General features: G+C 44.7%; 13 protein-coding genes. 7 read left to right on the top strand and 6 right to left on the bottom strand.

What is annotated here, in order from left to right:
- Positions 1–17 precede the first annotated feature (17 nt).
- The 3 genes from OV592_RS17175 to OV592_RS17165 all read left to right on the top strand — a co-directional run bounded on the left by OV592_RS17175 (position 18) and on the right by OV592_RS17165 (position 2,331).
- The gene (locus tag OV592_RS17175; protein WP_406609437.1) at positions 18–479 is read left to right on the top strand and encodes an NUDIX pyrophosphatase; all 462 of its coding nucleotides are present in this window, start codon (positions 18–20) and stop codon (positions 477–479) included.
- A gap of 265 nt (positions 480–744) precedes the next feature.
- The gene (locus OV592_RS17170; RefSeq protein WP_406609436.1) at positions 745–1,356 is read left to right on the top strand and encodes a CAP domain-containing protein; all 612 of its coding nucleotides are present in this window, start codon (positions 745–747) and stop codon (positions 1,354–1,356) included.
- A gap of 342 nt (positions 1,357–1,698) precedes the next feature.
- Positions 1,699–2,331 (top strand): CAP domain-containing protein, encoded by a 633-nt coding sequence (locus OV592_RS17165; RefSeq protein WP_406609435.1) that lies wholly within the window; start codon positions 1,699–1,701, stop codon positions 2,329–2,331.
- Between the two features lie 77 nt (positions 2,332–2,408).
- Here the strand turns inward: OV592_RS17165 and OV592_RS17160 are convergent, their stop codons facing one another.
- Together OV592_RS17160 and OV592_RS17155 are read right to left on the bottom strand one after the other, a co-directional pair.
- Positions 2,409–4,958: a metallophosphoesterase gene (locus OV592_RS17160; protein ID WP_406609434.1), complete on the bottom strand. Its 2,550-nt coding sequence runs from the start codon at positions 4,956–4,958 to the stop codon at positions 2,409–2,411.
- A gap of 203 nt (positions 4,959–5,161) precedes the next feature.
- A complete protein-coding gene (locus tag OV592_RS17155; protein ID WP_406609433.1) occupies positions 5,162–5,686 on the bottom strand; it encodes a MerR family transcriptional regulator in 525 nt (174 codons plus the stop codon).
- A 75-nt stretch (positions 5,687–5,761) separates the two neighbouring features.
- Between OV592_RS17155 and OV592_RS17150 the strand changes: the two genes are divergently transcribed.
- The 3 genes from OV592_RS17150 to OV592_RS17140 all read left to right on the top strand — a co-directional run bounded on the left by OV592_RS17150 (position 5,762) and on the right by OV592_RS17140 (position 8,128).
- Entirely contained in the window at positions 5,762–6,664 is a 903-nt protein-coding gene (locus tag OV592_RS17150) for a DMT family transporter (protein WP_406609432.1), read from the top strand.
- Between the two features lie 88 nt (positions 6,665–6,752).
- Positions 6,753–7,424, top strand: a complete 672-nt coding sequence (locus OV592_RS17145) for a haloacid dehalogenase type II (RefSeq protein ID WP_406609431.1) — start codon at positions 6,753–6,755, stop codon at positions 7,422–7,424.
- 104 nt (positions 7,425–7,528) lie between these two features.
- A complete protein-coding gene (locus OV592_RS17140; protein WP_406609430.1) occupies positions 7,529–8,128 on the top strand; it encodes a sugar O-acetyltransferase in 600 nt (199 codons plus the stop codon).
- Positions 8,129–8,325: 197 nt separating this feature from the next.
- Here the strand turns inward: OV592_RS17140 and OV592_RS17135 are convergent, their stop codons facing one another.
- The 3 genes from OV592_RS17135 to OV592_RS17125 form a co-directional block, all read right to left on the bottom strand.
- Complete coding sequence (locus OV592_RS17135) at positions 8,326–9,828, bottom strand: lytic polysaccharide monooxygenase (RefSeq protein ID WP_406609429.1); 1,503 nt, start codon at positions 9,826–9,828, stop codon at positions 8,326–8,328.
- Between the two features lie 407 nt (positions 9,829–10,235).
- Complete coding sequence (locus OV592_RS17130) at positions 10,236–11,018, bottom strand: substrate-binding periplasmic protein (RefSeq protein WP_406609428.1); 783 nt, start codon at positions 11,016–11,018, stop codon at positions 10,236–10,238.
- 42 nt (positions 11,019–11,060) lie between these two features.
- The gene (locus tag OV592_RS17125; RefSeq protein ID WP_406609427.1) at positions 11,061–12,275 is read right to left on the bottom strand and encodes an MFS transporter; all 1,215 of its coding nucleotides are present in this window, start codon (positions 12,273–12,275) and stop codon (positions 11,061–11,063) included.
- A 119-nt stretch (positions 12,276–12,394) separates the two neighbouring features.
- Here OV592_RS17125 and OV592_RS17120 point away from each other — a divergent pair, with 119 nt between their 5' ends.
- A complete protein-coding gene (locus OV592_RS17120) occupies positions 12,395–13,306 on the top strand; it encodes a LysR family transcriptional regulator (RefSeq protein WP_406609426.1) in 912 nt (303 codons plus the stop codon).
- Between the two features lie 15 nt (positions 13,307–13,321).
- Here the strand turns inward: OV592_RS17120 and OV592_RS17115 are convergent, their stop codons facing one another.
- Positions 13,322–13,627, bottom strand: a complete 306-nt coding sequence (locus OV592_RS17115; RefSeq protein ID WP_406609425.1) for an ArsR/SmtB family transcription factor — start codon at positions 13,625–13,627, stop codon at positions 13,322–13,324.
- Positions 13,628–13,727 lie beyond the last annotated feature (100 nt).

Here is a 13,727-nt window from a genome sequence, read left to right as displayed (position 1 = left end):
TACTACAGGAAATTACCATGATCCCTTTGAATACTTCGATAGTGGCTGGCGTGGCTTTGTCGCAATTCGACGGTGAAACCAAAATGTTGCTTATGAAGCGAACCAAGGGCAATTATTGGTGCCATGTAGCGGGGCATATTGAAGGGGACGAAACAGCCTGGCAGGCGATAATTCGAGAGTTTAATGAAGAAACCCAAATTGAGGTGAAACAGCTATATAACGGCCAAATTCTTGAGCAGTTTTTTGAAGCTAATGTCAACGTGATGCAAATTATTCCGGTATTTGTGGTGTTTTGCCTGGCTGAGCAGGCGGTTGTGTTGAACCATGAGCATAGTGAGTTTCGCTGGTGTAGCTTGCAAGAAGCCTGTGACTTAGTGCCTTTTCCTAATCAGCGAGAAGTGTATCAACAGGTTTGGCAGAATTTTGTTTTAAACAAACCCCACCCTTTGTTTGAGGTAGATATAAGCCCACTTAGTTAGCGAATAAACCTGGTGCGGCAAGTGCTGTTAATGATAATTTTTTGATTAATTATCTCTGCAGATGTTAGTCTAAGTGTATGTTATTTATGAATTTGTACTATCTATTTGGCATGCAATTAGCGCACTTGTAAGTTGTTATGAAGATACTACAAATTTAGTGGTTTTCCGTTCAAATGAGCGTAAAGCATGGTTTTAATTAAGCTTTAGCGAATTGAGCTGTTCAGTTTTTTGGCGATGTTCGCTTCCTCATCTTATAGGTTTGTAGATGTATTTCTCTAAAGTATTACCTTTGTCTTGGTTGTTGTTACTTGCACTTAGTGGCTGCGGAGGCTCAAGCGATTCGCCAGAACCTCAGTCGGATGATGAGGTGACTCCGGTCAACCCAGTTGAGCCAACAGAACCAACAGAACCGGAGCCCAATGAGCCGGTTGATCCAGACCCTAGTGAACCGGTAGATAATTCATTACAGGCCAGTATGCTGCGCTTAGTTAATGAAGCTCGCGGTGAAGGCCGTAATTGTGGCAGTACATTTTACCCAGCCGTTGCGCGCTTAAGCTCAAACCTGTCTTTGCAACTGGCTGCTGAAGAACACTCTAACAACATGGCTAACTATGACTTCTTTTCTCACACAGGCTTAGATGGCTCAAGCTCCGCTACTCGAGCTAGTGCTCAGGGTTACAGCTGGTCTTATGTGGGAGAAAACATTGCCGCTGGGCAACGCTCGGTAGAAGCCGCAATGAGCGGTTGGCTTCAAAGCAGTGGCCATTGTGCCAATATTATGAATGCTAACTACACTGAGTTAGGCGCTGCAAAGGCCGAAAATGCCAGCAGCAGTTATGGCATTTATTGGACTCAAGTTTTTGGCAAGTCTAGTTAAGGGAGCGTATTAAGCCACTATAGTCGCTGTTTAGATATAGCGCATTATGTTTGGATTTTCGTAATTGACTGTGAATATAATCTTTAAAATTAGGTACTTACGCCTTTATTGATTGTTTTGTTATAAACTTAATCGAGATCATGTTTTTTCATTTGTGGTTATGTAATATTTTTCCTCCTCGTGGCTTGCCTAGTAAGCAATTCCTCGATTAAAACCAATAAGTTAGTGAGCTTTTGTTGCTAAGTTAACTGATTGCTCTGTGCCAAGGGTTTCGCCATTGCATGGCCGTGAATTAGTGCCTTAGCTTTCAAATTCACTATCCACGACGATATAAGGAAATATATGTCATTCTTCAAATTTCTATTGTTATTACTTGGTCTTGGTGGACCTGCCGATCCTGTTGAGCCGACAGATCCAACTCCTGGTGAGCCAACCAATCCGGTTGACCCTAGCGATCCGGTAGACCCAGTCGACCCGGTTGATCCAGTAGACCCTGTGTTGCCAACCGACCCTACTGCTCCAGTAGATCCGGTAGACCCTGAGGATCCAGTAGAAGACACCCTACAAGCTAGGATGCTTAAAGCAGTGAATGAAGCTCGAAGTGTGGGGCGCAAGTGCGGTAGCACTTATTATCCTGCCGTAGAGCCCTTGAGCTCTAACTTAAGCTTACAATTGGCAGCTGAAGAGCATTCTAACAATATGGCAAACTACAACTTCTTCTCTCATAACGGATTAGATGGTTCTAGCCCTGCTAGTCGCGCTCAAGCGCAGGGTTACAGTTGGTCTTACGTAGGTGAGAACATTGCAGCCGGTAATCGTACCTTAGAAGATGCTATGGCTAGCTGGTTAAAAAGCAGTGGTCACTGTTCAAATATCATGAGCGCTAGTTACACAGAGCTGGGTGCTGCCATGAGTGAAAACAGCAGCAGTACTTATGGTCAATACTGGACACAAGTATTTGGCGCGCAATACTAAAACAAGAAAAGTGCTAAATGGTTAATGGCTAATTGTAATAAACCCAGAGCAGATGCTCTGGGTTTTTTATAACCGGTTTACAGCTTGTTGATTTGATACTTGCGGGTATTATCAGTTAGCGTGATTTGATAAAGCCCTGCGCCTTGAGTGAGCTTGATGCTGCTACTTTCGTTGCTGTGGGTTTCGCCATCGTTATTGCTGTCGCCATACCACTTATCATTTGCGAAGAACTTAAAGCGTGGATTACTTTCGCCTTCTTCAATGTTTACCAGTATTTGCCATGTATGGTCGGCCACTAAGCTCATAGCGCTGGTGCCCCAGTTATTGGCCGTACCGCGATAATCCACATTGTTAAAGTCTTTACTAAAACCAGGTTGGGGATCGCTAACGGTCACGATTAAAAGATCTGTTGATTGATTACCCTGTGTATCGGTAATGCTTAGGGTTACCGCAAAGCTACCGGGTTCATCGTAGGTTTTAGTAGCCTTTTTCCCTGATAACCCATTCGACCACTGGTAACTTACAATACTGCCTGCAAAGGCTTGTGAGTTGCTGGCATCAAAGGTGACAGTGTCGCCTACATTAACCTGCATATCTTCACCAGCTTTAGCTTGCAGAGCGGGCTTAGTGTAGCTGTGAGAATCAAGTAATTGCTTGCTTCTGTCATCGCCTGAACGATAACCTGATGGTTGAGTTTTATCGCCTACTCCGCCCATGCCATAGGTTTTTAGCTCAAAGTGGTTAGCATTAACATTAATAATGCTAAAGCCAATTTCGTAGGCGGTACCATTGTGGTTGTGCGGGTAAAATGCCAGCTGATGCATCTCGCTACTGGTGGTATTTCGAGGCCATTGCCCAGCAGGTGCGGCAATCATATAACCTACACCTTTATCAGCTGCTCGGCCGTAACCTGTTTTATTAAAATCTAAACTGTTTTGAGTGGCGTGAACGGGCTTTAAGCGCTGGTATTCATGAACGTGACCAGTGATTGACCAGTCTAATTTTTGATTAAAGTAGTTAGTATAAGGGCGTACAAATTGCACTTCGCTTTTACCACCCGCTGGGTTGATTGGTGGAACATGCCAATAGGCAAAACTCCATGGACAAGCTTGAGCCTTGTTAACTTCTTGCTCTAACCAGCTTGCTTGTGCAGCCGCATGGTTGGCATTGTCTCGCTCTGGATGACGGCCATAAAACACCGGGATCTCGGAGTTAACGCTCATAAAGCAGGCGTTACCATACTGGTAGCTATAGTAATCGGGGTTGCTCATATCAGGCGATAAGTAGAAGTACTTTCTAAATGAGCGGGTATCTTCGGCGTTGCTCCAAAACTCCTGTGAGTCACTTACATTGCGGTTACCTGGCGTATCGTGATTCCCCATGGCGGGTAAAATAGGTTTGGAGGCAAATAGTGCTTGGCCTTTGTCAAAAAATACCTTCCACCAATAAAATCGTTGGCCATTGTTACTTACATCATCTTTTACCATATCGCCAACGGTGATGATAAAGTCGAAGTCATCCATATGCTCATTGCTAATGGCTTGAGCAATGTCGTGCCAGCGCTGCTCCCCTTGTTCATCTTGCATATCGCCTATCACTAAGAAGCGACTGTAGTTCATAGAGGTGTTGGCGGTGGTGAAACTGTATTGTTGTGAAAACTGAGCATTTGGCCCAAGCACTTTGTACTGATATTCAGTATTGGGTGAAAGTTGGCTAAGCGTAATATGGTGCACTTTGCCCATGTCATCGGCGAGTGGCGCCACTTGGTCTTCTTGTTGGACTAACCATTGGCTGCTGCCAGTGGGTCGATAGTGTACCGCTGCAACAAAGTTATTATCTTGCTGGTTAAGTTCATAATTAACCACCATATGGCTGGACGGATCTAACATTGTGGCGGTGTTGTAATTTCCGCTAAGGCTAGGGTTTAGTAAGCTAAGGTAGGGGCCAATATAAGGTCGAAAAGGTTTATTCTGACAAGTATTAAGATCTTGATACCACTGGTGTTCGCTATAACAACCCGGCTGATTACGACTAAATTCATCGTTTTTATTTAGAATGAAATTGAGCTTTAGGCCCCTATCTAATTCAGCTTGGTATTGGCTTGGCAAATCCCAATAGTAATAGCCGCTGTCGGGATCTATGGCTAAGCTTGCTTGGTTATTCCAAGTATATCCTTGTAACTCTGAAATGGCGCTGCCGTTTGATATCCACACCCAGATGCTAGGAGGGTTATGGTAGTCTTGAGGGGCAAAGTACCAGCGAAAATCGCTGTTGTCTTGGTGGCTGCCAGTGTCGCAGGTAGACACGCTTTGCACACTAATCGCGTAGTTTTGGCTGTTAAAGTTGATTTGGTAACTACCTGCTGTGTTAATCGGATAGTCTTGTGAGGGATAGCTCTCGCTCCAATCACCGTAACGGTCAATTTTGAACCGCGGATTGTTTGCCGTAAAACTCTGACAGGTTTGATATTGCTGGCTGGTGACTTGAGTTAATGGCGTATTTTGCCAGTTGTTGGGGGTTCCTCTAAATTGCCAAGTATTGGCGCTTAGGCTGGAGCAAATTAGTGCGCTGCTTAAGTAGAACACAGCTCGGTATAAACGAGCCTTCCGCTGACTTGCTGTTTTCATTTTCTCATTCCTTTGGTTGTTATTGAAAACTCTATGGTTTTCTAATTCCACCTCAAGGCTAACATGCTTATTTATTAGTCGATTTAAGGTTTTGAGAAATATGTGGCTTTGCTCATTAAATGAGCAGCAAGTAAAGCATTAGGTAAGGCAAGTTATAAAACGCTTACCCGAAGGAAGTGGGCTGGCGGTAACTTGATTAACGCTTACTTACTGCGGATCTTGGCTATTTCCTTATTACCTATACCTAGCAGTTCTAAAAAACGTTGGTGTTGCTGTGGTTGTAATTGCTCAAACTGGCGATGCCAGTCGCTCATGTCTTGTTCACTTAAGCCGGCGGCTTGCATCACTGCCACCCAATCATCTTTACTCACCTCATTCTGCTTTAAACGCTTGGCTTTATCCAATAGCAACAGAACTGCTTTTTGTTGCACGCGTAACTTTTGAACCTGCAATTCTAATTGTTGGAAGTGCTCACCTAATAAGCCATTTAGAATTTGATGTTCAACGAGGCTCTCTTCGTTATTTAACTGCTGAGCTATTTGTTTTATCGGCATGCCAAAGGCTCGTAGTGCGATAATTTTTTCCAGCCGAGCTTGCTCTGGTTGACCATACCAACGATAGCCATTGCTGGAACGGTAAGCGGGGTTTAGCAGCTGCTGCCGCTCGTAATAAAGCAGGGTAGTTCTTGATAAGCCGTACTTTTTGGCTAGCGCACTAATGTTTAGCATGTCTTTCTCAATAGCTTGACCCGTCTATAAGTATAGCCTTTACAATGCGCACCTTACATCGATAAGCGAGTTAGCATGTTAGAAAATATTCTGTTTGGTCAAGGCTTTCACATTCTAAGTAACAAGCATAAAGGCATTGCTTTAGCGCTAGTTTCTACGGCGCTATTTGTTGTAGTGGGCGCGTTAGTGCGGGTATTGAGTGAACGTATTCATGTGTTCGAAATTTTGTTGTTTAGACAGCTAGTATTTCTGGTGATACTTAGTCCAGCCATTTTTACTCACTGGCAAAGCCTTATTAGGCCGCAATACTTTGCGTGGCATTCGGCACGAATTGTCGGGGCATTTGTTGCTTTAAGTTTGAGCTTTCTGGTAGTGGCTAATATCCCCTTAGCCGACGCCACTGCATTGGGTTTTACACAGGTAATATTTGTGGCGCTAATTTCTAGATTGCTGCTGGGCGAGCAGGTTAACTGGCAGCGGGTTGTGGTTATCGTCGTGGGCTTTGTAGGCGTAATGCTGGTTATTCAACCTAGCTTTACAAGCAGCTCTTTAAACTACATTGTGCTTGGTTTGCTCTCAGCATTGGGAGCTGCTATCGCAGTAATTTGTGTTAAGAAGTTAACGGGGAAAGATTCCACCACTAATATATTGGCCTATCAGGCGGTATTTGTTGGCGTATTGGCAGCCATTGGTGCTTGGTTTAATTGGCTTACTCCTTCTTTGTACGAGTTAATGCTGTTATTGGCGGTAGGTATTTTGTCATCAATTGCACAGTGGTTTGGCATAACCGCCTATAAGTATGGAGAAGCCAATGTGGTATCCAATATCGAGTATGTAAAAATGATTTATGCTATTTGCCTAGGATATTTTTGTTTTGGCGAAGTTCCTAATCAATTGGCTGTGCTTGGCGCTGGGATATTGATGTTAAGTCCGCTGTTGCCGAGACTATTAAACAGGCTCATTGGAAAGCCTAGATAAGCGCAAAGCAATTGGCGATTTTTGTTGATGGCTTCAAAACACTAGGGCTTTGTTTTGTTATTCTGCAGTTTTGAGGGGAGTGAGTTTTATGGCAACAACACTGGCTTTTGATGTTTATGGCACCCTTATCGACACCCAAGGTGTTCTAAATAAACTACGCGAATACATGGGCGAGCAGGCAGTGCCTTTTTCACAAGCTTGGCGAGATAAGCAATTAGAGTACTCGTTTCGCCGAGGCTTAATGCAAAACTACCAAAACTTTGCCTTGTGTACCGCGCAAGCTTTGGACTATTGCTGCCAAGTGTTTCGGGTGCCACTCTCTGAGCAACAAAAGCAGAGCTTGTTAGCTATTTACAAAGTATTGCCCGCTCATTCTGATGCAAAACAAGCTTTAGCAGGCTTACAACAAGCGGGTTTTAGGCTTTATGCTTTTTCTAACGGTCAGCAAGCTGCAGTTGAACTGTTACTAGAAACTGCTGAGATCCGGCCATTTTTTAGTGCAGTGGTGAGTGTTGATGAGGTAAAAAGTTTCAAACCTGATCCAGCGGTTTACCAGCATTTTCTCAATAAAACTCAAAGCCAAGCTAAGAACACTTGGTTGATTTCTTCTAATCCCTTTGATGTTACTGGTGCGGTTTCTTCAGGTTGGCAGGCTGCATGGGTACAACGGTCGCCAGCTGTGGTGTTTGACCCCTGGGAGCTAGCACCCACCGTTACTATCACCTCCTTATTAGACTTAGCGGAGGCCTTGCCGGGTTAAGCAGGCTGTTTTATTTTGAACTCGCGCTAAGTTTACGGCCTTGCATATTGCTACAGTGCTGCTCGTAGACAGGTATTCATTTCAAGCTGAAAGGTAGTTGTAATATGGCGCAAGTAGATAAAAAACATTCGCAACAAATTTACTATTTTGATGATGCTACTTTTGCAGAGCAAACCCAATGCCAAGAAGTGATTTACGACTACAACCACAGTCGGCCTTCCGAAATAGAACGACGTGCTAAGTTACTTAAACAGATTTTTGCTGAAGTGGGCGAAGATTGCATGATAGAGCCGCCATTGCAGGCCAACTGGGGTAAACATACCCATCTTGGCAACAAGGTATACGCCAATTTTAACCTCACCTTAGTAGACGATACGCATATCTACATTGGTGACTACACCATGATTGGCCCGAATGTCACCTTGGCAACAGCCGGTCACCCAATAAACCCTAAACCACGCCAGCAAGCAGCTCAGTTTAATGTGCCTATTACTATTGGGCGTAATGTATGGATAGGCGCAAACTCGGTGGTATTGCCGGGGATTTCGATTGGAGAAAATAGCGTTATAGGGGCGGGCAGTGTGGTGACCAAAGACATTCCCGCTAACGTGGTGGCAGTGGGTAACTCTTGTAAAGTATTGCGTGAGATTAGTGAGCGCGATAAGCAGTTTTATTACAAAAACTTAGCTTTTGAAGATGAATAATAACCCTTTCTTACTTGGTGCCCCGAGTTTGATTGTTTAAGGCTTGAATGCAGGTCGCAAGTTGTTCAACGGCTAAATTTGCCAGAATGCCATGGTTTGCTGGGTTTCTATAGTTGCGAAGTAAAGTCGCTAAGTTAAGTTACTGGGCTAAGTTAATCAGCAGTAACCTTATGGCTACTGCTGATTAGTGCCTAATATTATTGGCAGATATCTCCCATTAATACAGGTACCTCTGAGCTTCCATTGCTACTGCCTTGGAAACCAAAGCTCATTGTCTGGCCAGGTTCTACTTTGGCATTCCAAGCTGCGTTGCTTACTGTGTAAGGACCTTCGCCAGAAAGCACACCATTCCATAGTTGGGTAATGCTACTGCCATCGCTATAGGCCCAAGTTACTTGCCAACCGTTAATCGCTTGCTCACCAGTGTTGATGATGCGAACTTCTGCGTTAAAGCCCGATCCCCATTGGTCAACAATTACGTACTCACAACCTGCTTGGCTTGGCGGTAGTGCAGTAATTACCAGCTCTTGGTTACTGCTGGTTTCTAACAAGCCATCTGACACCGTGAGCACAACCGCGTAGCTACCGGCCCCTTCATAGTCGTGATTAGCAGTAACGCCAGTGGCTGTATAACCATCACCAAAGTCCCATTGATAACTAAGGGTATCGTTTTCTGCATCGCTAGAGCCGCTAGCGTCGAAGCTGGCAGCTAAGCCTTGGCTGCTTGCATCAAAGCTGGCTATAGGCGCGGTGTTGGCGGTGGACTTAACATCAATGCTCACTAGCGCTGGGGTGGATTCTAGTGCTTCGTTGTCGGTTACGCTAAAGCTAAAGTTGTCGGTGCCAACAAAATCCGCTGTTGGGGTGTAGCTTAAAACGGGGGGCGTACCGCTTAAAGTACCATTGATTGGCTGACTAAGTATTTGATAGCTCGTAATTTCTCCACCGGTATCGCTGCCACTTAAGGTTATGCTAACGGGCGTATCCTGGGGAGTGGAAATTTGTTGCGGAGTGGCTATTGGCGTTCCCAAGGTATCTTCGGAGTAAGCTAAATCAATACAGCCATGGAAGCGCTCATAGGTCCAAGAGTTGCGGCCCCATTCGCCATAGATCACTTGGTGACCACTGCGTTCAGGCAGGGTACAGGTGGTGGTAAAGGTCACCGCCTCTTTATTCGCCACTACCGCTGGATTGGCATTAGGTTGGCTATCATCATAGGGCAAAACACAAAAGGGTTCTGCCTCAAAATCATCCCACGTTAAAACTTTGCTTGGGTCGAATACAAAGCCAGGTTTAGTTATCCAGTAATGAAATTCACGGGTATCAGAGAAGTGATTTCCCCATTGAATGTTCCACGTTATGTCTAAAGGACCTGCTTGAACAGCTTGCCCTGGCCAGCTTGTGGCTACATCCCATGGAGTTGCTGCACCCTGCCATGTTTCGCTGTCAAAACCACATACATTGTTGGGCAGTGGTGAAACCACTGCGCGGCCTTCGGTATGAGTGAGCACACTCATAAACTTGTAGCCACCTTGTGGGTCATTTTCAAAAGCGTCAATACAATGAGCGCTGCTAGCTTGATCAGGTTTTTCTGTTAAGCCACACAGCGCATTTCGTGATGGAGGATCTACGATTAAACCATGCGCAAATGCTTGGCTGGTTCCTAGTAGACATAATGAAAATATTAGCTTGTTAGTCATGTTATTCCCTTTTGTTGTGAGTGGAATGAACACCAGCTTGAAGCCAGCGCGCAACCTACCGTTATCAAGGCTGTTTGTTATAGTTTTCAACCTTGGTAAGGCTCAAATAACTACGACTACTCACTTCCGTAATGATTATTGAGTTAATTAAGGAACGTAGTTGAGCTTATTGCGCGATTCCAGAAATCTGCTGAAGCAAGACTTTAGTGAGTTTCATTGGTAATTGATTATGTTGTCACTAATCACATTTTGTTGGTAAAAGAATCAATAAAAGAGGCGTAAGACTGGAATATTTGCTGCTGGTATTGGTTTGAGTGCTGGGATAAATCACATTTAGCAAATAAATTTTGAATGATATTTAAGCAGGTATAAAAGGTGACAGCTTATACCGTATTGGGTATTCATTATTATTTAAGCATTAGAATACCGTTGTTGAGTTGGGCATTTATATTGTGTTCTTGTTTGATTTTTTGGCGCCACTTTGTGGCTATTTCCTGCAGTTCTCCTTCCGCTTGCATGTCCTTAAAAGCCTGCTGCCATTGCTCTGCGTTGTTAAACTGCTTAGACATCGCAATATACACAGCTTGCTGTTTGAGCTCTTTAAGTAAAATAAAGCTACTGGGGTCTATGCCAAGTTCACTGGCAACAATCTGTAAACCAGCACTCTCATAAGCAATAGTGCTAATTCGTTTTCTCGCTAACAATTGGATGTTTAGCTTATGGCTACTGTTTACCGATAAGTTGTTTAAGCCTTGCTGGGCAAGCCATTCGTGGCGAATATCACCGTTAGCCACGCCAATAGTTGGGTAATCGGCTAGCTTTTCATAGGTGTTTGGATTGCTTTTTAAGCCATACAAGCCCCATGTTTTAATTAGAATCGGTCCAATCCAATTGAGCTTTTGATCGCGCTCAGTGTTACGGCTGAAGGAAAACAGCATGGTGTTGTGGTTATGGTAAGCGGTTTTTAATGCGCGTGCTTCAGGTAGCAGCTCTAGCTCGGCTTCAATGTTTAAGCGTGCAGCTAGAGCTAGAACGATATCAACAACATAACCCTGAATGTTCCCTTGTTCATCAATATAACTAGCCGGTGGTTCATTTACGGTGATAAAGCGAGGCGCTAGGCTGTCTGCTAGCACCTGACTAAAGGGTAAGCTAAGGAAAAATAGTGTGAGTAACAGCCGTTTATTCATGATTTCAATGTAAGTGTAGCGTTTACTGATTGTAGTCCAAACTCATACGATAAATACTCGGCTATGCGAAGTCTGAGCTTTTTGCATGTTTGCCCAAAGGCTCAATCCGACCAAAGTGATACTAAATATCGCTACACCTAGCCACCCGAATTGACCGAACACGCGAACACCAAGCAATGAGCCAAACGCACCGCCGAGGTAATAACCCAACATATAGATGCCGTTTATGCGGCTTTGGGCTGCGGGGTCAATTGAAAATACTCTTACCTGATTAGACACTTGAGCGCTAAATACACCGAAATCAATTAAGATGATGCCAACGATTAAGCCCGCTAGCGAGTCCCCCCATATTGCTGAGACGGTAAAACCTGTGGCAATAAGTAACAAGGCTGCACTTATCATATTGCGAGAGCCAAACTTACTCACGTAGACACCCGATAGTTTAGCCCCACTCACTCCTGCCAAAGCGATAATGCCAAACAAGCCTGCTTGTTGAGCGTTGTAGTTGAACGGGGCTTCGCTAACATGCAGTGCCAGGGTTGCCCAAAGCGCATTAAAGGCGGCAAACCACAATGCGCCTGTTAATGCTGAGTAGCGCAAGTTGGCATGTTTTTTAGCTAGACTAAACATACTGCCAACCAGCTTAAGATAGGGCATCTTTCCGCTGGGGGTATTGTTAGGTAAGTATTTATAAAGCAATAAACCAAACACCAAGGCGATAGTGGCCGACATCGCAAATACGGCCCGCCATCCAAAGTTTTCCCCCACCATCCCACTTAGGGTTCTCGAGAGTAAAATGCCCACTGTAAGCCCAGTCATCATGGTGCCAATGATTTGGCCTTTTTGTTCTGGCGAAGACATTGATGCAGCAAACGGAATTAACTGTTGGGTAATGTTGGCGCTCAGGCCTATAACGAAAACCGCGCCCAGTAGCATCAGCAAATTTTGCGCTGAAAATGCCAGCACTGAAGCGGCGATTAAAAACAGCGACAAGATGGCGATTAAGCGTTTGCGCGACATGTTGTCTCCTAAAGGAGAGATCAGCAGCAATGCCGCGGCATAACCAAATTGAGTGGCGGCTGGGATTGCCCCTAAAGCCTCACTACCTAAATTTAGTTCCTGTCCAATTTGTGGCAACAGCGGTTGGTTATAGTAAAGGTTGGCGGCGGTTGCCGATACGGCGCTAGACATCAGCAGCAACAAGCCTTTGCTCATTGATGGGCTGTTTGCTGAAGGTTGGGATAGATTAGTCATCATTTTCCTACTTCGAGTTGTGGAAGCAATCTGCTTATTGAATAACGCCACTTTACGCGCTTGGCTTTGATAGCAGAAATGCTAATATTTGATGTCAGTAATAGAAATTTGGTATAGGTGGAATGGAACTTAAAACCTTAAGAAGCTTTGTTGCAGTTGCCACTTTGCAAAATTTTTCTGCTGCAGCTCGAGAGCTACATACCGTACAGCCCGCGATTAGCCGGCATATAGCCATGCTAGAAGAAGAGCTAGGCGTGAGCTTATTTGTCCGTAATTCACGGGAAGTGCGGATTACCGCTGCGGGCCAGCAGCTACTAAGCGACGCGCAAGATATCTTGCAGCGCGCGCATCTGGCTAAATCCCAAGCGCAACGAAGTGCTAAAGGAGAAATTGGTGAGTTGCGTGTAGGTTATCTAGGCTCTGCCTGTTTGAGTTTTATGGCTAGCTTGGTGCGAGCCTACAAACAGCGGTATCCGGGGGTGAGAGTGAGCCTTTATGAAATGACCGCGGCTCAGCAAGTAGCGGCCTTTCAGCAGCAGAAAATTGATGTTGGTTTTTCTCGGCCCTTGCCTACCAGCTTAAACCAACAGTTTGTTAGCCAGGATATTTATCAAGATAGGCTTGTTGTTTTGCTGCCAGAAGATCACCGGTTAGCAAAGTTTGCGTCGCTTAAATTGAAGCAACTTGCAGTCGAGCCGTTCGTTCTGTTCAAGCGAAGTGAAGCAGAGGGGTTGTTTGATGGGATTATTAGTTTGTGTCAGCAGGCAAAGTTTTCGCCAAATATCGTGAGCCAGCCCAATCATATGCAAACATTGCTAACTGAGGTTGCATCAGGTTTAGGGGTGTCCCTGGTGCCTTATTGCATTGCAAAACTATACAGTGAGCATTGCCGTTTTGTGGCTATTGCTGACAAAACCGTGCCGATATATTTGCAACTGCATTACTCTGCTATTGTTTGCAATGCCACGGTCAGCGCGTTTGTTGAATTAGCCCAAGACTCATTAACTAGCATTCAAGCCTCAATAAATGAGTAAGTGTAGGTATTCACTTTAGCAAGGCTTGGTGTCTTGTTCGTCGGTGCAGCATTCGTCTTGTAAAAAGCTAATTACCGTTTGTAGACATTCAAACTCTGCCACGCAATAAAGTGTTCGTCCTTCCCTGCGCTGGCTAAGCAAGCCTGCAGATACCAAGCTGGATATGTGATGCGACAAGGTTGAGCCTGGAATGGCCAACTTTTCTTGTAATCCGCCTACTGCGATACCGCTGTAGCCCGCCCTTACAACACTACGGTAAATGCTTAGGCGAGTAGGGTGGCCCAGTTCTTTTAGGGCTTTAGCGATGCTTTCAGTATTCATAAAGGGCTCTCTGTAAAAGTATATTTCGATATTACTGGAAATATCTTGTTTTTTCCAATGCTTAAGTATATATTTCGAATAATCTAGAAATTTGGAATTA

This window comes from Agarivorans sp. JK6, from assembly GCF_045277145.1.
Lineage (GTDB): Bacteria > Pseudomonadota > Gammaproteobacteria > Enterobacterales > Celerinatantimonadaceae > Agarivorans > Agarivorans albus.
The sequence above is the reverse complement of the archived record's forward strand: the minus strand, read 5'-3'. Positions and strand labels throughout refer to the sequence as shown.